Genomic DNA, 21,663 nt, shown 5'->3' on the forward strand with positions numbered 1-21,663 from the left:
AGCTGGCACAGCTTACTGGCTTTGTGAGGAGGGGTGCTGTCACCGACGAGAAGAGCCTGGTCGGCAGAATGCCGATGCGTCCATCTCTTTCTTTTCATATCAGAATATCTATATGTTGACTTTTTACTATTATTCGTATATCTATAAATACTCTGAACAAGCCTAATTGAATATCGATTGATATACCCATGAGTGTAAAACAAACAGCAAAACGCATTTATAGCCGGATCATCGACGGCGTTAGCGTTCGTTATCAGGACCACCGTCAGCCGAAAGAAGGCTGGCTGGCCACTATGCGCAAAGCGCTTGGTATGTCCGGTCCTCAAATGGCAAAACGGGCAGGGGTGACAAAGGCTGCTGTCTATCAGGCGGAGCGCAAGGAACAGGCAGGTGAGATCACAATCAAACAGCTGGAGAAATATGCAGCTTCTATGGGCGGCAAGCTTGTCTATGCGATCGTGCCGAACCCTGAGCGGGATGAACAAAACAGCGGACCATCGAAGAGTGGCACTGTTGCGCAGCTCGTACGTCAACAAGCCATAAAGAAGGCCACGGCGCTTATTGGCACTGCGCACACACATATGGCTTTAGAGAGCCAAGCTTTGAGCGATGAAGCCAATGAGGCCGAGATTATGCGTCTTGCCGATGAGTTAGAACGCAACCCTCCTTCTCATTTTTGGGATGAGCGCTGATGTTTGAAGAACCAGATGGAGCAACACCGCTTGGTCCTGACGAAATTCACGGCCTTAAGTTCAAGCACATCACCACGCGCGGAGAATTGGACGAGTTAGAGCAGGCCAATATCCAACAAGGTTTGTTGTGGTTGTCCGGACGCAGACGGGGCGATATTTGCGACGATCAGTTCATCCGCAATTTGCATCGGCGATTGTTTGGCGATGTCTGGGACTGGGCTGGGACGTTTAGACAACGTGAGATGAATATTGGCATTGAACCGCCGGCAATATCTGTACAGCTGCGTGCTCTGCTTGGGAATGCAAAATTCTGGGCAGAGGAAAAAGTATTCCCACCGCTTGAAGCTGCGGCAAGGTTTCATCATCGCATGGTTGAAATCCATCCATTTCCAAACGGCAATGGTCGCCATGCCCGCATCGCTGCTGATCTTTATTTGAAGGACTATTTCGATCACCCTCGTATCGATTGGGAAGGTGGTGTTGATCTGCAGGTGAACAATGAGCGTCGCAATGCTTACATTGCTGCCTTGCGGCATGCAGATGCTGGTGAGTTTAATGCGATGCTTGTCTTTGTTGGCGCAGACAATCAACCAGAGTGAGGGCCATCCATGTGCGGACGTTTTACGATTGAATATTCTTGGGCTGACTATCATGCCGCCCTTGGTATAATCCCTTCGGACGCTCGAGGCCGCAATGATCCACCACGTTACAATGTAGCGCCAACCCAGCATGTTGGATTTGTCTGCCAGGACGAAAATGACATCGTTGTAAAAGATGGTCGATGGTGGCTTGTTCCGTTTTGGGCGAAAGAGATCCCGAAATACCCGATGTTCAATGCGCGGTCAGAAACCGCGCACGAAAAATCTTCGTTCAGAGAAGCCTTCAAATCAAAGCGCTGTTTGATACCGGCGACCGCCTACTATGAATGGACCGTTAGCGAGGATGGCAAGAAGGATCCGCACTACATTTCTTTGCCGGATCGGGAGCCATTTTTCTTTGCTGGCCTTTGGGCAACCAACAGCAATTTGGACATCACTTCCTGCACTATTTTGACCAGCGAGGCTGACGCAGCAATTTCTCATTTGCATGATAGAATGCCAATCATCTTGAAAGAGACAGCATGGAGTGAATGGCTTGATAAGAGTAAGGATGTTGAAAGTGCACATTCATTGCTGACAAACGATCGTGGATCAGAGCTTGTAAGCTACCGGGTCGGCCGCGAGGTCAACAGCAGCAAAGCCAAGGGGGCTGAGCTGATCGCGCCCATCTGACGCGCCGTTTCAAACGCCAGACCAAAATTAGTCTTCATCGGTATATAGCCGCTCTATAGAAGCTTTTTGCCTGCTCTTATTTGGGCGCTTCAGGGCGCGTCAGATTCTCATTCAGTACGATCTGGACCATATTTAAAAACTGCGTCTTTGCCAAAATTTTTCTTAAACAGATTATAGGATGCTCTGAATTGACTGAGGGCTACACTGCGCTCGCGATCCAAACAATTTACATATTTTTCCATGTCCTCAAGGTGTCGCTGGTGCTCGTCGCGAGAGGTTTCATAGAGCGGATCGGCTTTGGCCAATTTGTATGGATAGGGATCATCTGGCGGAAAGCAATTGCCCACACCGCCATCAAAAGTCATTTGAGCGGCAGTGTGGGCGGGGAGGATTGCTACCAGCAATAAGATGATCAAAATGCGTGACATCAAAGTGGTCGTTGAGAGACATATCCAGTGTGATAATTGATGTGAAAAAGAGGTGATCGATATTCATAATTTGTGCCAGGTTCGATCACGATATTGAGTTTGAAATTGATCCGCTTGGCTGCCGAACGATTGTGGAATACCAGACGGTAGTTTGAATCACTTCCCCAGCCATCGCGCTCCCAAGTCGAATGGGAGTAGCAGAAACCATATTCGGAGACATTTCCGCTATCGCTTTCTTCGCGGCGATAATTCAATTTTTTACCCTCCGGGCATTCAAAACTCTCTGGTCCTTGATGGACAAATGAATAGTTCACATCATGGGCTTTATATTCTGAACCATCTGACATGGCGCAAAATCCAAATGGCGGAAGGGGGCTTGGAAAACGCGTTATACGTTTGATCATATACGCGTAAGCATCACTACAGCTTGCAGGAAAACCGCCTGCAATACACAAGATGACTTTGCAATCCATGTCATAGGCATGGGCTTTATCGGTTTGTGCTGATAAACCGACACCGGCTGCTGCCAATGTAAATAACGATGAGCGAAGAACGGTCTTTAATTTCGTCATGCGGGATTACCTCTTATAAAACTGGCTATTTATTGGTCTTGATAGATCGATGGATCGATCCCGAGTGCTACAAAGAGCCGTTGCATTTCATCGTTGAAAACGGCCTTTTCCACGCAAGAGTTTTGCACTGGCGAATAAACGAGATCACCGCAATTGAGCGACGCTGTTGGACTGCTCGTCGTCCCAATATCCGTCGAAATTGCGACTGCTTTGCCACCGGCATAAAAGGCATCGTTGACTGCGAGTGTCGTAAGCGTTGTGACGACCGATATGATTATTGTTAGCGTGGCCCAACCGGTCAATTTGAACAGTTTTTCAAACCGGATTGCCAAGTCTGTTCTCCCGAATGATCCGTTCAATTCCATCTTATTCGTGAAAAATTCTAGCTCACCACGAGGAGACCCGTAAGACCAATTCGGTCAATGACGACCGCTTAATGCTAAACCCGATTAAGTAGAATTGAGCCTTTTAGAAGAGAGCAGATGCGAAAGTTGCAGCAATCATCCACATGACGATCCCGATAAGAATATCGAGGATGCGCCAGGCAAGTGATTGTTCAAACACTTTGGTCAGAGCCCTTGCACCATAGCCAAGACTGAAAAACCAAACAAAGGACGCCAGCATCGCACCAAAGGCAAAGAAAATTCGGTCATTGCCTACATATTGTGAGGAAATACCGCCAAGCAAAATAACTGTATCGAGATAAACGTGCGGATTGAGAAAAGTCAGAGCAAGACAAGTTGCAATCGCAGACTTTAAAGTGCCTGATTGGCCACTGGCTGCGGTCATCGTTTGTGGCTCAAGCGCGCGTTTGAACGCTAGAGCGCCATAGATAAATAAAAACAGTGCTCCACCAATTGTCACGATTGCGATCAAACGCGGCATGGATTGAATGAGTGTGGCAAATCCACCAACACCCAAGGCAATCAGGGCGGCATCAGAGACGGCGCAGATTAGGCACAGTATGAATACGTTCGTTCGCAGTAAGCCTTGCCTGAGAATGAAAGCGTTTTGGGCACCGATTGCAATGATAAGGCTTGCCCCCAGACCAAATCCGGCGAGCAAAGGCGAGAGTGCAGCAATAATCATATTAATTACGTGCGATTACACATAACGTGAGCTGGTGGATCATTCTGGCAAAGGTGATCATTGGCGGCCGTCAACACATTGTCAGTAATGTCCTTAATGGCTTCCGATACATGGCGCGAGCAATGCCAATAAAGGGGCTTGAGGAGCGGAGCATCAGGGATCAATTCGACGAGTTCACCAGATTTGATATATGCGTCGACCATATTTGCCGGGTTCATGCCCCATCCAATGTCGCGTAAACAGGCTGACACAAATCCATGGGACGACGGTATGGTATGACAGATCAGCGGCACTTCTGCTTTGATGTGTTTTGCAATCCATTGATGCTGCAGGTCATCCATAGGACTGTAGCGCAAAGATGGTGCAGTTTTTAGGCACTCTTCGGTAATTCCATCAGGGAAATGTCGCTTCACAAAAGCCGGACTTGCGGTTGCCCGATAGACATGGCTTCCCAAATATCTGCTTTTGAAGCCTTGGACCGCTAGTTTCGTATTTGAAATGGCAACATTTGCCAGACCCTGTCTCATTTGTTCAAAGGAATGATCTTGATCTTGGATTGAGATTTCAAAGAGGAACTGATCATTGCCTTTGGCTTGTGCGTGCAAGACGTCCATGAACCAGCTTGATAAGCTATCATCATTGACCAAGATTTTTATGATCTGATTGGTCTTCTTCATTTTCGAAAACTGGAAAGCAAAGCTTTTGATGAGGTTTTCTTCCATCATCCCAACAGCCTCTGTGTGCCTGCAAAGTGCAGCACCGAATTCATTGGGTTCAACGGGACTTATGCGTTTTAACACGACTGCACCGATACGTTCTTCAAGTGATTTTATGCGCTGAGAAACCGCAGAAGATGTCATGCCCATGGCGCGCGCTGCTGCGTCTATGCTGCCTTCTCTTTCGACAGCCAGAAGCGCCTCCAACTGGGCGTAATCCTGCATAAGCTTATCTCCTTAAGTGCCTTTAGCATTATGTCGTTTCAGCCAGAATTTGTATTCACTAATTCTTCTAAAGCGACATTAGCATTGTTAATTGATAAGTAAAAAAACCTTGTTTGCAACATAACATGTTGTTTTTGTCGTGAAGGTTTTCTTACTTACTTTGGAAACCCACCATGATAAAACACACACCGGAATATGAACTCGGCTATAGCACCGAGTTATCAAAGCAGCAGAAGACTGAGTTTCGAAATCTGTTTTTTGAAAAATCGTTTTTGAAGGGATTGGCGGCGACATCGGTCTACATCACTTCAATCTATTTGACGTTGATCTATCTCGCCAAGCTCTCAGTTACAGATACCAACAGTATTCTTGTGCTGACGTTCTGGCTCATCGGGCTAGTTTTTGTCGTTCGCCAAATGCGCGCATTGGAAAATATTGTTCATTTTGGGAGCCACAGTAATTTCTGCCGAAATCGACCCCTCAATGATTTGATGACCAATTGTCTGGCAGCTTGGCCTATGCTTCAAGACGTAGCTCAATACCGCAAATTTCATTCGTTGCATCATGGAGATTATGGCTCACATGATGATCCGTGTAGAGCGCGGTTTGAGGCGATGGGCGTTAACTGCGGAGATTTGAACAATAGCCGCAAACTAATTATTGCTATCTTTCGATGGATGCCGCTTTACGTGCGAGAGTTCTATCGGGAGGTCAAAACCAGTCACCGTCAACTGGCGATCTTTACAATTTGGCATGGGCTGGTTTCAATCACGATCTATCTCACATGGGATTGGCAAACCGCAGCAGTCGTTTTGCTATCCTGGCTGATTTGTATGTTTGTTGTTTTGCCTTTTTTGCGCAGCATAGCGGAGTTTTCGGAACATGATTATGAGCGCGCCAATAATGTAAAGGATACGACCTTCAACAATCTGGGTCTCATGGACCATTTGTTGCTTCATCCAGCCGGTGATGCATGGCATGCCTTGCATCATCTTTATCCCGTCATCCCGTGGTGGAAGCAGGGGGCAGCACATCGCTATTTGATGAAACATGATGGCGCCTATCGCAGTGCCTTACACCGCAATCAAGTTTTCCAACATCTGATTGAAATGCCAGTCACGCATGACCGGTCAATTTTATCATAGGGCGTTCTCAGGCAGATAGATTTCCAGGACGCCGCGTTTACCATCGCGGCGACCAACTTGTATGATCATATCAATTGTTGAAGAGGCGTAGTCGACCACATCTTGTCTTGTTAGTCGGACACCTGTCTGCATGACCATCAGCGCTAGTCGTTCAAGTGCAAGCTTTGGACTGTCTGCGTGAACTGTTGATATGGAGCCGGGATGGCCTGTGTTGATTGCTTCTAAAAAATTATAAGCTTCAGCACCACGCAATTCGCCAACGATCAATCTATCCGGTCTCATTCTGAGGCTGCTTTCGAGAAGCTTGGCCGTTGAACGATCTGATCCATCACGGCGGCTTGCAATGAGTGCAACGCAATTACGGTGAGTGGGTCTTAATTCAACCGCATCCTCGATTGTGACCAATCGTTCATGCTCATGGCACATCGATAAAAGAGCTCGAGCAATTGTTGTCTTGCCTGATGATGTTCCGCCTGAAATGAGAATGTTGAGGCGATCTTTGATTGCCATTTTTAAAAGATCTGACAATTGGCCCTTTACAATCAGGTCTGCAATTTTCTTTTGGTGTTCGCTTCTATTGTCATCGACGTTGATAGCTTCGCCCAAGACGAAGTTGATCTCTTCGGCGTCCAATACTCTTGAGATGTATTTCCGTATCGACAAGGACACGCCTTTCTCAACCGCAGGCGGTACGACAACTTGTACCCTTACATCGCTGCCAAAAACATGGACCCGTCCAGAAACGATGGGATGTTCCTCACCTAGTGCGTTACCGGTCTCACCTGCAAGATTGTTGCCCAATGACAATATCTCATGTTCAGAGAAATCGGTATTAACAATTTCACGCATAAAGGTTGCATCGGCATCCTCCACAAAGATGCGTCCATCTGGGTTGATGACGACTTCGTTGATATCATCTGATGTCAGAAGGTCTTCGAGTGGTTTTAATCCCTGTTCGGCATAGGAATTTACATCGCGGTTCAAGTGAAATCCAAATCTTGGTTGACCAGAACATTCATTTGCGTGCCTTGCGGTATTCTGATGATTGGGGGCAGTTTCAGATAGTCTTCCAACACATCCTCTGTTGTCTCTTTCAGATCATCAGATGAATCCTGCGCAACACCTGTTGCTGCTTGGGTTGCGCTATTCCCTGTCGCATCGTCATTGGCCAAAAAAGAAGGGATGGCGCTGATGCTCGTGATGAGAAGCGCCGTTCCGAACCGCTGTCCAAATCTGCTATCGACATTGCCAGCTTGGCCACCGCGTCCGAGGCGATCGACTCCGGTCGCTGCCAGTTTGACCGATTTACCTTCTGGCGTAATCGCTCTGTTCCAAGCGATCAGAACGCGCTTTTGAGCAATTGAGACTTTGGAATTGTAGGTACCGATTAGACGTGTGCCGGCAGACATGAGGATGGATTGACCATCGAATGAGTAGACAGGGTTTGTGACCTGAGCCCGAATGTTACCTGGGAGTTCTGTGTTGATCGCGGTTTCTAAAACGGCTGAAATGATGGTGCCTTGGACAATCTTCTTGGAGATGTCACCGAGGTCCGTGGCCTTGGATGTATTGAAGGTTGAGTTTGAGGCAGCTTTTAGGAAACTCTCATTCTCACTGAGTTCACGAACGCCTGTCTCATCTTCCTTAGTGCCGGAGGTCGTTTTGCCTTCTTCTGTTTCGTCGAACACATTGCCATCTGAAACCATGCGTTCCAAGAGTTCTGCATCCCTTTTGGCCTTCCGATCTGCCAACAGTTGTTTTAGGCGTGCTTTTTCTTCTGCTTCCAATCTCAAGCGTTCCTGTTCGGCTAATTGTTCTGCTGTAAGACCAGTTGGAACCTGCGATTGCGCACGCAATGATGCGAGTTGCGCTTGTAACATTTGCTCTCGGCGATCGGCTTCATCGCGCAAAGCCTTGGCTTGTTGATCAAGTAGTTTTTTGATGTCTTGGCTCGTTGGACCTGCATCTGGTGGTGGCCGATTTGCAAAATCCTGAAGTGCTTTCTCTAGCGCCGCAATACGTGCAGCAGCTTCTGGATCCAATGCAGCCGTCTTCGGCGCTGTTGGAATGACGATGGGCTCCGGCGTTGATCTTTCAAATTCGATGCTTGGCTCGCGGACAATTTCAGTTGAGATGCCACTGTTGTCGATCTGCGAGCTTTGTTGAATATCTTCCGAAGTTGAAGTTCCAAAACCAAATAGCTGTTTCGCCTCTTCAGGAAAAATCAAGACCATGGCCAAGAGAGCAATGACCAAAAGGAATACGACAATGGCGACTGGTGAGGAGCTACGACCAGATCGCCCGGACATACGTTCACGTCTTGCTCTCAGGCTTTCATTGTCGGTTGAACCATCGATTTCAATTGGATCATCGGCCATGTTTTACCCCAAAATATTTCGAACGCGCACAGGTCCATTGGCAACGCAGATTGCTTCTTTGCCAATGCGGACAGTCCATAATTCATTCACGCCATCAACGATGATCTGACGTCCGGATGTTCTGGAATTGACGATGTATTCCTTGCCGCCTTTTCCGACTCGAAAGATTGCAGGCAAAGGTCCGGCATCAGGGAATGTGAAGAATGTTTGCTTTCCATTATCGAACACTTCAATGGGTGCAAAAGTAGATTTTCCAGCCAATCGATAATCAAAATTGCGGCCTCGTTTGCTTTGAGAGCCGGAATATTCGGACACGACTGCAGTTGGGTATTTAAAAGTGGTTCTAAAGTTATGATTTTTGTGGTGCCCAGCAGCACCGCGATGCGCGCGTAGTTCAAATGAATAAACTCTGCGATCAGTGTAGACGGTCATGTTGGTGATGGCGTCATTGTTCAGCGGTTTGATGGAAATCACATCGCCTCGTTTGAGACGGATGATTTGCCAAGATGCGCTGTCGCCAACCTGTATGCTCTCAACGACTTCACTTTTGCCGAATTGGACTGTTGAAATGAAGTTGGTGTGCATGTCCAGGCGATAGACGGTGTTCTCATTGTAGACGAATTGTTTGATCCGTCCGTCCGCTGGCAGCGGTGTTGGCCTTTGTTCGGCAAAGGCTGATATTGGCAGCGCAAGTGCTGACAATAAAATCGCGGTCAATAGTTTGTATCTCATTGTGTTGCCTTCCTGTTGGATAATGTTTCCGCGTCAACCCGGTAATTGGTCACCAAAAAGCCCAGAGGGTTAGCCCAAACGCTTTGTAGATTTCGTTCTACTTTTGGTTTGAAGACAAAACCCACGGTCGCGACGAAGTCGCGTTCGATGGGATTTTCACCTTCGGTTTCGAGGGTTTTGCGAAACCGCACTTGCGCGGTCGTTGTTGTAAGCAATGTGATCGATATGATTGTCACCCGAACACGGGATCGATCTGAATATATTTCCGGCGGATAATTTTCTGCACCGCGGGTCCACAGTGAAATCAGTGCCGATTTCGCTTGTCCTTCTGAGCGCGTAAGAACATCAGGAATTCTAGTTTCGTTATCAGAGACATCATAAGTCTCACGGTCAGAAACGTAGCTGACCAGATTGGCTTGTCGGACCGCCTCTTGTTCAGACAGGCTGACCGGTCTGACCTGCACGATCTTCTCCGCAGCGCCTGTCGTTTTATCAACCATCACGACATAAGGCTTGATCTCTTTGAGAGGCAAAAGTGCAAACACAACACCCATCGAAGCAACGGCCATAGCTAACGAGATGATAGCCACAATCATCCAACGGTTTCTTTGTGAGCGCAGTTGAAAGAACACTTCGTCTTCAAAGCTGTGTGCTGTGTGTTCAGCGGATCTAGTGCTCATTGGTGATACCAAGTTTCTTGTTTTTGAGTTTTCATATTTTGCGCCCACCATCGAGACCCGTTTGGGTCGTAGCCGTGTCATTTGCTTTAGATTGCCTGTCTGCGGCGCCGGATTTCATAGCGTCCATTTGAACAGCTTTTCTGTCGCCCGATCCCGAGTTACCTGTTCGTTGCAAAAAGGATGGGTCGCTAAAGCGCTGACGGTCTCTACTCATGCGCGCAGCTTGAGTGACATAGGCGGCTGTTTGCGCGATACGTCCTCCGCCATTGTCACGGATATTATCTGCTGCTTGCCGGCCGGCATCGTGACGGGCAACGCCGCTATAAGCGGTTCGCACAGGCGCGGTCGCGGTGTCGCGGGCCATGCGGCCAGCAGCACGTGCTTCTGCAACACCTGTGCCAGTGGTTACGATCGTTCCCGCAAGCCCAGTGACGAGAGATGGGATATTGAACATCATGAAGATCGCGGCAAAGATGACGATGATGAAGCCAGCTGCTTGAGACATTTCCGAAGCATTTTGGACGCCGGATACCAAACCCTGTCCGACACCAATGACAGCGCCCATAACGCCCGCGAGAACAAGCGGAATAAGTGCAAACCCAATGGTGAAACGGGTCCACGATTCAAATAGGCTTCTGGTTGCTGAGAATAGCAGGCAGGCAATAAAAATCGGCGCAAATGAGATCGACATGGCCAATCCGACCTTGGCCAAAGCCGATACCAATATGGCCACACAAGCCATAAGAGCGCCGAGCACTATGAGGACCACGGCGGTTAGACTAATCCCGAGCCAACCGCTTTGTTCATTGGCGCGATCTGAGAAATTGAAAATCTCCGTCACCATCTGATCAAGCGCACTATTGAGGTTTGGAGCGCTTGTTGCGGTAATAAGTTCGGCACCGATATTGCCGGGAACATTGGTGAGTATGTCGTATATCGGTTGGAATTGAGACCATGTCGTCGCGATCGACAACACCAAAACATATCGAACTCCCCATGTGACATAGCTCGACATACGGATAGGAACGAATTGGAACAGAGCATTGGCGGCAACAAGTGCGAGACCGACCAGTCCACCAGCTTGGATCATTGTGGTGACGGGGCCTGCAAACCCGGTGAACACAGATTGCGCATATCCAGCAATTGCCGTGTCTATGGCATTTAGTGTGTCTGCTATATAGCTTGCCATCGCGCCTGTCCTTCTTACTTAAACGCGCTATCGACGACACCAAGATTGGCGCAATAGCTCATGACTTTTTTACGATCAGTTGTGTGGTAACCGCGCTCGGCAAGTTCCAGCATAAAGGGACGAAGCTGTTTGTTGCTTTTCCCAGCAAGGCCGTCTGGAATTTTTGCCGCAATGGCATCCCAATCTCTTTTGCCTTCCAGGCATGAAGTTTGGACAGGTTTGCCCGCCGCTCCCGCATCACAAATTCGGCGCATCTCTTCGTTTTCCCAATCCCACGCATAGAATTGAACTATTTTGCGCATGCCATTGTTGTGAGCCAATTTGTTCGTCGCTTCCTGTGCACGATCGCTCAGAAACGGCATGCGCTCACAGTGAAAGTTATCACCGTGATCAGCCAAGGCTGGATGGGATGCGCTTAAAACGATCGCGGCGATTAGTGGAATGGAGAGTTGCTTGATCAATTGCTGTCCCCCGTTTTCATAAAATTCCGAGATGCCTGCCCATCGCGCGCTCGATGCAACGCTTGCATCCCTGCTGCATTGGTTTGTGCAGATTGGACGCGAATGAGTTCCAGAAGGAGAAAGGCGACTTCGGCATTGACGCGCGTGTTGAAGTCGACGCTCGCCTTTAGATCAACTGTGCTATCAATTTGATCGACGAGCTCGGTGACCCTTCCCACTGCAGCATCGGCTCTTTTGTAGCTGTCATCAGCCGTTGCGACAGCGGCAAGTCCAGACCCGGCCAAAGACGCAATCGCTTTATTTGATGCGATATCTGACGTGTTGAAGTTGGCCAGATCGTCGAGCTTAAATCGTGATCTTAGGTCGGAGATAATAGAGTTCATATCGCCAACATTGCCGGCAATTGCGTTCCCGCTTATGGCTCCATCGATGATGGATTTCAGATCCGTTGCTGCTTTGCGTGCGGTCTTATCGGCAGCACCATTCAAGATGCTTGAAATACCTTTTGCACCTGTCATCGCCTGAAGGCGCTGTTGCATATTCGTGAACTGGTCATTGAGGGTCGTCAGCTGTTTGAGCTGTTGCTCATAGTCCTTGATTTGCTGCTGCAGCGTGGCGATGACTTGAGCGATCTGAGAGGTGTCGATCACAGGGATGCCTTGCGAATAAACGCTGCTCATCGGAAAACAGGTGAGGGATAAAACCAAGCCTGTTGTTGCTAGAAACTTTTTCATACCTTTGCCTTTTCGTTTTCTTCTTCATTGATCGGCTCATAGAGACACGCACATGGCGATGTGTATTCAGTTGGGATAGAGGCACAGCTCGACAGGGCCAGGGCTGTGATTAGGAAAAGTGATACTCTCAACATTGTGGTTATTCCTTCCAGAATTCAGGATTGTCTCTCCAACCGGCAGCTGTGTGTTCGCCCTTACCGCCGCCAAGGACTGACAAGAGCGATCCAAGGGCGTGGAGATCCATGTCTATGATTGTGCTGTCATCACCGGATTGCATCAGTGCCAGGCGGTGACCGATGTTTGATTGGGTGAGAAAATCGCGCTCGCGATCCGATAAGTTAAGTGGGGCGAGTTCTTCTTGCGTGTTGCGATTGGATGGATAGATCAGTTTGGTTGTGACACTTTCGATGATCGCGCCGCCTGCTGCACTTTCGGAGATGTGAGAGACCCTTTGCGTCAATAGAATCACCGCCACATTCTTTTTGCGCATTGTGAGCATCCAGTCTTTTAAACGGGATTGGAAATAGGAGTCATCAAGGAGCTTCCACGCTTCATCCATCACTAGAAGCGTCGGTCGCTCATCTTCGACGGTGCGCTCAATGCGCCGAAAGACATATGAGAGCCACGCGGTACGAACGTCATCATTGTCAAAGATTTCGGTTAGATCAAAACCTACGATGTCATTGTCAAAGTTGAGATTGTCTTTGCCTTCACCGTTGAAGAGCCAATCAAATTGTCCGCCTTTGTCCCAACGCCCTAAGCGTGTGTGGAGATCTTTTTTGTCGTCGACAGCGCGCAGTTGCGATCTAAAATGGGTGATCGTTTGAAGGTTCTTGGCGGCCTTCATATTATCCCGTGTTGCTTTTGCCAGTGCCTCTATTTGTATGGGCGTTAGCTCACCATCTTTGGGCTTTAACATGGCTTCAAGCCAGTCCGTCAGCCATGCAGCGCCGCGTTCGTCGGATTCTGCTTCAAAGGGATTGAAGCCGGTTTTGTCTCCCATTTTGACGGCGGAATATTCACCGCCAAGGGCCCGAATGGGCATCTCAAAACCTTGATCTTTGTCGAAGACAATGATGCGCGGATTGAGCCGAACAGCTTGAGACAACAGAAATGCAGTTCCCAAAGTTTTACCTGAACCGGTTTGTCCGAGAACGAGAGAATGGCCGACTGTTCGTTCGTCTTTGCGTCCGGCGAGGTGAAAGTTGAAACGATAAGGTTCACCATTGCCGGTTGGCAAAATAGAAATCGCTTCTCCCCATGGTGAAAGAGCTTTTGGCCGCCCCCGTGATGCGCCGTGAAGTGCGCCTAATTCTGCAAAATTTTGCGAAGAGATCATTGAGGCGCGCGTGCGAAAAGAATAATTGCCGGGATGTTGGGCAAAGAAGGCTGCTCGTGCTGCGAAGTTCTCACGGATCATAGCGCCGCCGATGCTCGTGATAGCCCGTGTGATCGTACCCAGTGTATCATCGAGTTGATCTTCGGAGTCGGCAAAGACTGCGATGGTGCAATGATGATTGCCAAAGGCCACCCGACCTGATGCCTGATCATCGGCGGCTTCTTCCAATTGTATTTGAAGCGAACGAGCAGCATCTTCTGCTGCCGCCATTTGTCTTGAGACGCGCTGGATTTTTTGAAGAGCTTCGATGCGGTCACTGGGCGTGAATGTGTTTGTGACAACCATATCGACGGCCAAATCAAGATTGTCGAGAATGCCAGCGTAGGTGGCAGAGGGATAATCTTTGAGGGTGATGATCGCCCCATATTTTGTGCTGCCGGAATGGGAACCAAAGACAGTGAATGTATCGCCAAAGAAAAAGACTGGCGCATTGGCTATTAAATCATTGATCGGGATAAAGTTGCGGCCGGGCGCAATCGGGACAAATCCACCTGAAATTGTTGCTCGCAGAAGTCCTAGCCACTCCCCGCCTGATACAGTCATTCGCCGCGGTGCCGTATTGCCCAATGTCTCGATAAAACCGGAGATAATTTGGTTTAGTCGAACAACTCTCTTTTGAAGGTTCTCTTCATTCTGCCGTTTCCCGCCTGACAGTTTTGCCCATAGCCCAATGACTTTAGATGGTCTGATTGTGATGGAGACGAGTGTTGTGCGATGTCTAAGGCCCGAAGCGCCTATAAAATCCTGCCAGCGTTCATCGACAGCGCATGCAAATGGATTTGCCGGTGAGACCTCATCAAGCCTTGGTTGCGTTTTTGTAGATATGCGATGAATGGTAAAACCGACATCAGGCATCTGCTGAGACACTAAAGCTGACAATGCGAGTGAAATCTCATCGACAGATGTTTCATCGCTCGTTGATGCGCTGATACCATCAACGGCAAAGGACGCCATGACATCACCATCACGCAAAAGAAGTGTCTGATCATCAATTGCAGTTATGTAGGGCAGGCCCCGCGCAAGAAGTTCTTCTGCTTCACGCGTGGTGTCCTCGACCAACTTCTCTGAAAGGGTAAGGCGACTATCAAGCACCATAGATGACACCTTTGCCTTTCAGCCATGATGCGGTGAGCGGCGTGACGCGCAGCACTGTAAAAATGACATCGAAAATGCGAGGATCAAAGGCAGCAAGAATGCGTAGGGCTATATAACCGACGATGGCGCTTACGCCAAAATAGATGAGGGATAGCGTGGCTATGAAGCCACCCACGACCACGAACATCAATATGATGAAATAGGTCATGGGTAGTCCCATGAGTGAGACAGGTCTCGTCAGTCCTTTGAAAAGAGGAGTAGCCACTTTTGTTCCTAAGTCCTTATTTAAAGTTTGTTTAGAAGCCAGCCAGAATTGTCGCGGCACCAAAAAGGATGACCAATCCAACAATGACGGATCCGGCATAGAGCCAGTTCATGCGTCCCATCATGAACAGAATTCCAACGGCGGCGAGCGCGACGAGACCGAGGGCTCGGCCAACGGGTCCGGTCAGCGCTGTTCCGATGGCGGTCAGCATAGTTGTGATGGGTGACAGGTCTTGCGCATAAGCGGGAGCCACAAACACGAAAACACCTATGGCTGAAAACAAGCTCAGCTTTGAAAGTGACTTTAAAATTCCCATACGGATACTTCTCCTTTGAGGGGCGCTTCTTTTGATTTTTTTAGGATGAGGGTTGCAGCAGAATTGCTCGCCGGTTGTTCGTTTTTATCCAGGCCGGCTCTGGCTAAAATCCATTCGACATAGGTTTGCGTTTCTTTGAACGGCGGTATGCCACCATATTGCTTCACCCGTTCGGGACCGGCGTTATAGGCAGCAAGAGCAAGTTCCAGTTTTTCAAAACGCTTAAGCTGCATCGTGAAATATTTTGCTGATCCGATAAGGTTTTGATGCGGATCTAGCGGATCTTTGACCCCCATATCTTTAGCGGTGTCAGGCATTAGCTGTCCGAGGCCGATTGCCCCCTTTTCGGAGATGGCTTTGGGCCTAAACGCGCTTTCGCGTTCGATCAGAAGTTCGAAGACTTCTATGAATGTGAGCGCATCGAGACCAGATTGACGGACCCCGGGTGCCCCTGAAAATTGAACAGCGACATCCCGTGTGAGTTCCCGCAATGCCTTACTTCCGGAAGCGGAAGGGGCGCGGTCGATCGTTTCTGATTTTCGATTTTCAATTGCTTGTGTTTCGGTGACAGTCACGTCGCCAGTCTTGCCATATTCAAGAACTGTCGCCTTGGCAGGCATCATCGCCATCGCTACCAACAATGATGGTGTAGCGCTCAAGCGGATGATTTTTGCAATCGTATGACGCAACAAACTCGACATGGCGTCTTTCAAGCCTTCCAATTACCAGACCGTGCGGATTGAGTTAAAACTCAAGACACGTGCATTTTTAGATCTTGGACTTAGCGGTTTGGACTGCTTGTTAGTGAGGCCTCATCTGGCTCGTAACCGGTCGCATCAATACCAAGATCATTGAGGTTCGAAAAAGCGTTAAAAAGTAATTAATGTCAACGGAAACAATAACTTAAGTGACATTAGAGAAACTTAATTCCGCGCAATGCAGATGCCAGAATTTTCAACGCCTTCAAGTGGATAGTGCAGAAGCTGATCACCATGAATTCGGTTGCAGTGATAAAAAAACGATCTTCTCAAGATGTTTTTTGTCGACTCAGATCTTGAACCTGAGGCGGGATTGAACCTCGAGCATCCATTACAAAGTAGAACTCTTCAAAAATTTATTATATGACTTGAAAGCGGCCGAAGCATCGGCCGTGAGGCTTTGTAACCTCAAGCACAGCTACCCAGCAATTGCCGGGTGGCGATGGCGTATGTCCAAGGCGCAAGCCCAAAGGTCATTGCGCACGGACCGCTGTGCTCGTGTTACAAACACCCGGCTTGCGCTGGCAGCCTCATATCCCCAATATGACCTGGGTGGCGACTTATGAAAAAAAACGACAATAGCCCAAAAGCTGAATTCACCGAAGAAGGGGAGCTAATTGTGTCTCTGACAAAGAGCCTCTTCGCTGGCGACAGCGATGCTACGTTTCGTGTTCTGAAAGACTATATGGCAGGCAATGATCTCAAAGTGTCAGAGGAAATTATTCAAGAATTTCAGGCCGCTGGATTGATAGCAAAAAGAGCCCAGCGATTTTGAATTGAATTTTCACTACTGCTAAATCGGGATTTCAAAACTCACAACTTCCCTTGTTGGTAAAACAGACTGCTAATCTTTCAGCCGCTCCCTCAAAAAAACCAATCTCCCATAAAAAGAAGAGTACCCGTGGTAAAAAACAACTCGACATTTTAGCCATTCATTGGGCTAGGAAGGGCTCAATGTTGTCCTTGTGCATAAGTTTCAAAGTACCAAAGTCAGTTTTGACACAAGCGAACGTTTCATATCCAGAATGCAAATTTTCGCGTCCGAATAAATCCCAAAATTTATCAAATCCATTTAGAGGCGCGACAGGAAACAGGTCATGGTGCACACGTTCGGCTTCAACGTTAAGATCAGTTTGCATTGTGGGAAAAGTCCGCTTCGAGCCCGACTAAGGCATTGATTGCACCGCAGACATTATGCACAAACACCGCATCACTGCCGTTCACTGAACAAAAACCGGAAAGGTGGATTATTCCCAAAAATGGACATTTGATAGTTAATTGTGAGGAATTCGATTATATCAACCTTGGGCGAATATCTCCGTGTTAATCGGCAAGGGTTCCCCTTTTCCAACTTTTCGCCACCGGAAGGTCGACTATCACACAAAGCCCGTTGGATTGTCGGTTATGTATTTTGAGTGGCAGATTGTAGAGCTCTGAAATGCTTTGAACGATCGATAACCCAATACCGGTCCCTGCAACCGATTCATCAAACCGCTTTCCGCGGTCAAGCATTTCCTCAATTTTTGAAGCATCAATTCCAGGGCCATCATCTTCGATCGTTAAACGATAATGCGTGCCGTTTTTTACACCCGAAATACTCACTTCGGAATTGGCCCATTTCAAAGCATTCTCTAGCAGATTGCCTAAAAGCTCGCGCAGATCATGTGGGTCGACAGCAATTTCAACCGGACTATCGACGGCCTGAATCCATGTCAGCGCTTCTGAATTCGGTGCCCTTTCCAGTATTCGGACGACATCTGCAATTATCTTCCCAATCTCCGCATCGGATTGCCGGAGTTCAGGGCTAGGCGCAAGTCGGCTTAACACCAATTCATGCTGCACGTGATCTTGCATTGTTTCTACCAAGTCGGCAATCTCATCCCCGATTTCCGCCGTTTCTAAACCGCTCAATTTCGCTGCATTGTGCTTCAGAACCGTAAGGGGTGTTTTCAGACCGTGGGCTAAATCCCCGGCACGTTTGCGTGCGCCGGACAGCGCTTTTTCTTGCGAGGCAAGGAGCGTGTTGATCGCGCTTGTGAGCGGAAGAATTTCCTTAGGATAGCTTCCATCCAATCTGTTTTTTGTTCTATCTTGTACTTCGTTCAAATCGCTGACAACGCGCTCAATTGGCCGCAAAACGAAATAGAGTTGCACAATGGTGGAAAGGACAAGAAGAAAGCCAAGCGAAATCAGATAGGGAAGCATCCCGGTGACAAAAGTAGATCTAGCGTCACTGACAACGGATTGATCCATCGCGGCAGCAACTCGAATAGACCTTGAACCAGTTGGTGGAGCGACAAGTAATGTGCGTTCGTTCACCATAACAAATGAGCCTTCAGGGCCGGGCACTAAGTATTTGTGAATTGTCGCGACATCATGGATATCATCGGGCAACTCTAGCGAGGTGTCCCACAGAGATCTAGATCGGAGCTTTATACCCACTTCTTGGTCATCGATCTGCCAATAAAGCCCGCTATAAGGCGCTTCAAATCTGGGATCGAGTAGGCCCTCTGGCTGTTTCAAACTGCCGTCTTCATTAAACTCAACGCTTGCCGCGACTTGATTAACATAGTTTTTCAACTCATCATGCACTCGATCTTCCATACTGCGTTGAAAGAGGTACAAGAACACAACACTTGCGGCGACCAAAATTATTGAAACGGAGATTGCCGAAACAAGAAGGAATTTCTGACGCAAAGAAGTCATGCAGATTGTCCAATTGGCAAGAAGTATCCAAATCCGCGTTTTGTCGCGATTGTTTTAGAGCCCAATTTCTTCCGCAGTCTGCCGATCAATACTTCAACAGAGTTACTTTCACGATCATAGTCTTGCGTGTAAAGCTGTTCGGTCAGTTCGATTTGCGAAACTACATCTCCATTTTTTAATGCAAGATAGTGAAGGCAGCGATATTCCATTGGCGTCAACGCAACATTTTTGCCATCCAAACTCACCGTTTTGTGCCTTGTGTCAATTCGCAAAGAGTGAACCGTGATAATAGGAGACGCTTGCCCCGAAGTTCGACGAATTATGGCACGAAGCCGCGCCAGAAGTTCTTCCATCTGAAATGGTTTGGCAAGATAGTCATCAGCACCTGCGTCAATCCCTTCGACTTTTTCAGTCCAATCGCCCCGCGCGGTCAACACCAAAACTGGATGTGTTCGTCCATTTTCTCGCCATTTGCGAAGCACAGTAAGCCCGTCCATTACTGGTAAGCCTAGATCGAGTATCACAGCGGTGAACTCTTCTGTATCACCCAGGAACCAAGCCTCTTCGCCATTTGATTCAGCAACGACAAGATAGCCCGCGTTTTCAAGGCCCGTTTTTACATCACGAGCAATCAGAGGGTCATCCTCTACGAGTAATATCTTCATCGCTAGTCCTCGACCTTTATGACGCGCGCAGTCTTTGCATCAACATGGACTTCAAATAAACGCCCCGAATTATTGATAAGTCTCAATTCATAAATCCATTTGCGCCTATCCTTAAAGATACCTACCTTTACGATCTTCGCTTTGTACCGGCGTTCAATTGTGGATCTAATCTTCCAATAGGGCAGCGCCTCCTTTTTACCCACCGCAGACTGTATAGAATCGCTGTCACGACTATAGTTTGAAGATGAACTGTTACGTCCATCATCATTATCGTCACTATCATGAGAATCGTTGTCGCCATCGGATTCGCTGTCTGAATCACTGTCGCTATCAGAATCGCTATCGCTGTCAGAATCGCTATCGCTGTCAGAATCACCGTCACTATCAGCCAAGGCCGTGCTGACCCCCAGGTTCATCGAACCCGGTAGCAATAAGTTTGCAGTCATCATGATCATTATGATGACAGCTAGATTTCGAATGCGCACAGCCATAGCGATTAAGTAACATACTGAACCTGACAATTGGCTGAAATTCTTTGTCAGTTATCGGTCAGTTCCTCTCGGTTAGGTTCGGATTGTTAATCAAGCTTCGTGGTGATCTCACAGGAAGAGATGGGTGACCAACGGTAATCAGAGAGGAAAAGCGGTATGAAATTTTTTGAACTCAAGGAACCTTACATCGATCCAGCGCCATATTTGCAGGAGATTGCGAGTATCGATAATGCCTGGGCAGAAGCCACAGGCAGGCAGGACAAAATCAAGGTGCAGCGTGAAGCATTGGCGATCCCGCTGCGCGGCCTTCGTAAATCCGCAATCGGCGACCGCAAGCGCCGCGACGTGCATGAAAGCCGCTGGACGACGGGTTCCATGAAATATCCAAAAGCAAGGGCTTTTCTTGAAGCATTTGCGGAGAAACAAAACTCCATTTTAGGGCGTGCGAAGATCGTGTGTCTTCCTGCTGGCAAGCAGGTTTATCCCCATATCGATCAGGGAGAATACTACCGTGTTCGTAATCGGTACCACTTCGTCCTTCGCTCGACAGCCGGGTCATGGATGAAAACCGGCGACGAAGAAGTTCGCATGAAAGAAGGCGAGCTTTGGTGGTTCGACAATAACACCATGCATGAAGCCAAAAATGAAGGCGATGAAGATCGTATCCACATGATCTTCGACATGTTGCCTGAAGCCTTGGCCGATGAGGTCTTTTCAGCCGCCAGTTAATTGGGTCCCGGGAGAAACAAAATGTTTATGAACAATATAGCAGAACCGATCATGCATCTGGATGAAGAAGATCAGCCCACCGTTAGTCTTATCCATAGAAAGGCGGGCAGCAAACACGGGCTGGATTATTGGTTGTTTCTCCCGAAATCCGTAGATTCCTATCACACACCTGTTGTGGCCCTACACGGAATAAAACGCAGAGCCCGGGTTCAAGTGGAAATGTATGCGTCATATGCCCAAACCTTGGGAAGGCCGGTGATTGCTCCGGTTTTCTCAAAGGAGACATGGCCTTGCTACCAGCAGGTTGTTCGAAAGGGTCGTGCCGATCTGGCCTTTTTCGGCTTGTTGAACGAATTGCGAACTGCAGGAATTTGGCAAACCGACAAAATTGACTTGGCAGGATTTTCAGGTGGTGCTCAGTTCGCACACCGTTTTGCCATGCTCTATCCCGAAGCAGTGGGCCGATTAATCGTGTCATCGTCCGGATGGTATACATTTCCGGACTCTCGACCATTTCCCTATGGGTTCGGTGCGCGCAGCGGACCCCACAATTGGGGACCACTCCTGGAAAATACGTTAGCTCAATTCCTCAAGATACCCATCACGGTCACCGTAGGCGAGCATGACTGCAAGAAGGACACCAATACCCGTTCCGGCCAAGCTATTGATGCTCAGCAAGGCGCACATCGGCTGGAGCGAGCCCGAAGATGGATTGACGCCCTGCACCGCGCAGCAGAAGCCAGAAATTTGCTGCCCCCGGATGTGGCGCTCCATGTGCTCCCTAATTGCGGACATGGATTTGTTGAGTGCGTGAAACGCGGCGGGTTGGCTGACCTCGTTTTTTCAAGTGGTTCCAAATCCGTCTCGGTTGCAAAAACCAACGCGACAGCCGCGTCAAGCAAATTCGTACAAACACTGGAGAATTGA

The 21,663-nt window shown here is 48.4% G+C and carries 26 protein-coding genes; 7 read left to right on the plus strand and 19 right to left on the minus strand.

Annotation, left to right across the window (positions count from 1 at the left end):
- The first annotated feature begins 188 nt into the window (after positions 1-188).
- From N530_RS0113625 to N530_RS0113635, 3 genes are read left to right on the plus strand one after another with little or no spacing between them, the layout of a single operon-like run.
- Positions 189-692, plus strand: a complete 504-nt coding sequence (locus tag N530_RS0113625) for a transcriptional regulator (RefSeq protein ID WP_035267195.1) — start codon at positions 189-191, stop codon at positions 690-692.
- Positions 692-1,291 carry a mobile mystery protein B gene (locus N530_RS0113630; protein WP_035267197.1) on the plus strand — a complete coding sequence of 200 codons (600 nt, stop codon included), beginning with the start codon at positions 692-694 and terminating at the stop codon, positions 1,289-1,291. The genes N530_RS0113625 and N530_RS0113630 overlap by 1 nt, the downstream gene beginning before the upstream one ends.
- A 9-nt stretch (positions 1,292-1,300) precedes the next feature.
- Positions 1,301-1,963, plus strand: a complete 663-nt coding sequence (locus N530_RS0113635; RefSeq protein WP_026481144.1) for an SOS response-associated peptidase — start codon at positions 1,301-1,303, stop codon at positions 1,961-1,963.
- Positions 1,964-2,070: 107 nt separating this feature from the next.
- Here N530_RS0113635 and N530_RS0113640 read toward each other — a convergent pair whose 3' ends face one another.
- The 5 genes from N530_RS0113640 to N530_RS18210 all read right to left on the minus strand — a co-directional run bounded on the left by N530_RS0113640 (position 2,071) and on the right by N530_RS18210 (position 4,993).
- Positions 2,071-2,391, minus strand: coding sequence for a hypothetical protein (locus N530_RS0113640; protein WP_026481145.1), 321 nt, complete (start codon positions 2,389-2,391; stop codon positions 2,071-2,073).
- Positions 2,391-2,963 (minus strand): hypothetical protein, encoded by a 573-nt coding sequence (locus N530_RS19205; protein WP_026481146.1) that lies wholly within the window; start codon positions 2,961-2,963, stop codon positions 2,391-2,393. Before N530_RS19205 ends, N530_RS0113640 begins: the two co-directional genes overlap by 1 nt.
- Positions 2,964-2,992: 29 nt before the next feature.
- Positions 2,993-3,295, minus strand: coding sequence for a hypothetical protein (locus N530_RS0113650; protein WP_026481147.1), 303 nt, complete (start codon positions 3,293-3,295; stop codon positions 2,993-2,995).
- Between the two features lie 136 nt (positions 3,296-3,431).
- A complete protein-coding gene (locus N530_RS0113655) occupies positions 3,432-4,052 on the minus strand; it encodes a LysE/ArgO family amino acid transporter (protein WP_026481148.1) in 621 nt (206 codons plus the stop codon).
- A gap of 5 nt (positions 4,053-4,057) precedes the next feature.
- Positions 4,058-4,993, minus strand: a complete 936-nt coding sequence (locus N530_RS18210) for a LysR family transcriptional regulator ArgP (RefSeq protein WP_051540966.1) — start codon at positions 4,991-4,993, stop codon at positions 4,058-4,060.
- 173 nt (positions 4,994-5,166) lie between these two features.
- Between N530_RS18210 and N530_RS18215 the strand changes: the two genes are divergently transcribed.
- The gene (locus N530_RS18215) at positions 5,167-6,138 is read left to right on the plus strand and encodes a fatty acid desaturase (protein WP_051540967.1); all 972 of its coding nucleotides are present in this window, start codon (positions 5,167-5,169) and stop codon (positions 6,136-6,138) included.
- On the opposite strand, the gene virB11 is transcribed toward N530_RS18215, so the two are convergent.
- The 11 genes from virB11 to N530_RS19280 all read right to left on the minus strand — a co-directional run bounded on the left by virB11 (position 6,133) and on the right by N530_RS19280 (position 16,100).
- On the minus strand, positions 6,133-7,122 hold the full coding sequence (gene virB11, locus N530_RS0113670; protein ID WP_026481149.1) for a P-type DNA transfer ATPase VirB11: 990 nt from the start codon (positions 7,120-7,122) through the stop codon (positions 6,133-6,135). The genes N530_RS18215 and virB11 overlap by 6 nt on opposite strands.
- Positions 7,119-8,516, minus strand: coding sequence for a TrbI/VirB10 family protein (locus N530_RS18725; protein ID WP_051540968.1), 1,398 nt, complete (start codon positions 8,514-8,516; stop codon positions 7,119-7,121). The genes virB11 and N530_RS18725 overlap by 4 nt, the downstream gene beginning before the upstream one ends.
- A gap of 3 nt (positions 8,517-8,519) precedes the next feature.
- A complete protein-coding gene (locus N530_RS18225; protein ID WP_051540969.1) occupies positions 8,520-9,248 on the minus strand; it encodes a TrbG/VirB9 family P-type conjugative transfer protein in 729 nt (242 codons plus the stop codon).
- A complete protein-coding gene (locus N530_RS0113685) occupies positions 9,245-9,928 on the minus strand; it encodes a virB8 family protein (RefSeq protein WP_026481150.1) in 684 nt (227 codons plus the stop codon). The genes N530_RS18225 and N530_RS0113685 overlap by 4 nt, the downstream gene beginning before the upstream one ends.
- A 31-nt stretch (positions 9,929-9,959) precedes the next feature.
- A complete protein-coding gene (locus N530_RS0113690; protein ID WP_026481151.1) occupies positions 9,960-11,117 on the minus strand; it encodes a type IV secretion system protein in 1,158 nt (385 codons plus the stop codon).
- Between the two features lie 14 nt (positions 11,118-11,131).
- On the minus strand, positions 11,132-11,578 hold the full coding sequence (locus N530_RS0113695) for a hypothetical protein (protein WP_026481152.1): 447 nt from the start codon (positions 11,576-11,578) through the stop codon (positions 11,132-11,134).
- Positions 11,575-12,312 carry a type IV secretion system protein gene (locus tag N530_RS0113700; RefSeq protein WP_026481153.1) on the minus strand — a complete coding sequence of 246 codons (738 nt, stop codon included), beginning with the start codon at positions 12,310-12,312 and terminating at the stop codon, positions 11,575-11,577. The genes N530_RS0113695 and N530_RS0113700 overlap by 4 nt, the downstream gene beginning before the upstream one ends.
- Positions 12,313-12,451: 139 nt before the next feature.
- Positions 12,452-14,806 (minus strand): helicase HerA domain-containing protein, encoded by a 2,355-nt coding sequence (locus N530_RS0113705; RefSeq protein ID WP_026481154.1) that lies wholly within the window; start codon positions 14,804-14,806, stop codon positions 12,452-12,454.
- The gene (locus tag N530_RS18915) at positions 14,796-15,071 is read right to left on the minus strand and encodes a VirB3 family type IV secretion system protein (protein ID WP_026481155.1); all 276 of its coding nucleotides are present in this window, start codon (positions 15,069-15,071) and stop codon (positions 14,796-14,798) included. The genes N530_RS0113705 and N530_RS18915 overlap by 11 nt, the downstream gene beginning before the upstream one ends.
- A 31-nt stretch (positions 15,072-15,102) precedes the next feature.
- Positions 15,103-15,387 (minus strand): TrbC/VirB2 family protein, encoded by a 285-nt coding sequence (locus N530_RS0113715; protein ID WP_081773980.1) that lies wholly within the window; start codon positions 15,385-15,387, stop codon positions 15,103-15,105.
- Complete coding sequence (locus N530_RS19280) at positions 15,375-16,100, minus strand: lytic transglycosylase domain-containing protein (RefSeq protein ID WP_247869206.1); 726 nt, start codon at positions 16,098-16,100, stop codon at positions 15,375-15,377. Before N530_RS19280 ends, N530_RS0113715 begins: the two co-directional genes overlap by 13 nt.
- Before the next feature lie 607 nt (positions 16,101-16,707).
- On the opposite strand from N530_RS19280, the gene N530_RS0113725 reads away from it, so the two are divergent.
- Positions 16,708-16,920, plus strand: a complete 213-nt coding sequence (locus tag N530_RS0113725; RefSeq protein WP_026481157.1) for a hypothetical protein — start codon at positions 16,708-16,710, stop codon at positions 16,918-16,920.
- A 548-nt stretch (positions 16,921-17,468) separates the two neighbouring features.
- Here N530_RS0113725 and N530_RS0113735 read toward each other — a convergent pair.
- From N530_RS0113735 to N530_RS18925, 3 genes are read right to left on the minus strand one after another with little or no spacing between them, the layout of a single operon-like run.
- A complete protein-coding gene (locus tag N530_RS0113735) occupies positions 17,469-18,851 on the minus strand; it encodes a HAMP domain-containing sensor histidine kinase (protein WP_026481159.1) in 1,383 nt (460 codons plus the stop codon).
- Positions 18,848-19,516 (minus strand): response regulator transcription factor, encoded by a 669-nt coding sequence (locus N530_RS0113740; RefSeq protein ID WP_026481160.1) that lies wholly within the window; start codon positions 19,514-19,516, stop codon positions 18,848-18,850. Before N530_RS0113740 ends, N530_RS0113735 begins: the two co-directional genes overlap by 4 nt.
- A gap of 2 nt (positions 19,517-19,518) precedes the next feature.
- Positions 19,519-19,965, minus strand: coding sequence for a PepSY domain-containing protein (locus N530_RS18925; RefSeq protein ID WP_155852009.1), 447 nt, complete (start codon positions 19,963-19,965; stop codon positions 19,519-19,521).
- Between the two features lie 198 nt (positions 19,966-20,163).
- On the opposite strand from N530_RS18925, the gene N530_RS18735 reads away from it, so the two are divergent.
- Positions 20,164-20,736, plus strand: coding sequence for an aspartyl/asparaginyl beta-hydroxylase domain-containing protein (locus tag N530_RS18735; protein ID WP_051540972.1), 573 nt, complete (start codon positions 20,164-20,166; stop codon positions 20,734-20,736).
- Positions 20,737-20,757: 21 nt separating this feature from the next.
- A complete protein-coding gene (locus N530_RS0113755) occupies positions 20,758-21,663 on the plus strand; it encodes an alpha/beta fold hydrolase (RefSeq protein ID WP_026481161.1) in 906 nt (301 codons plus the stop codon).

The sequence above is a fragment of the Ahrensia sp. 13_GOM-1096m genome, assembly GCF_000620605.1.
GTDB classification, from domain to species: Bacteria; Pseudomonadota; Alphaproteobacteria; order Rhizobiales; family Rhizobiaceae; genus Ahrensia; species Ahrensia kielensis.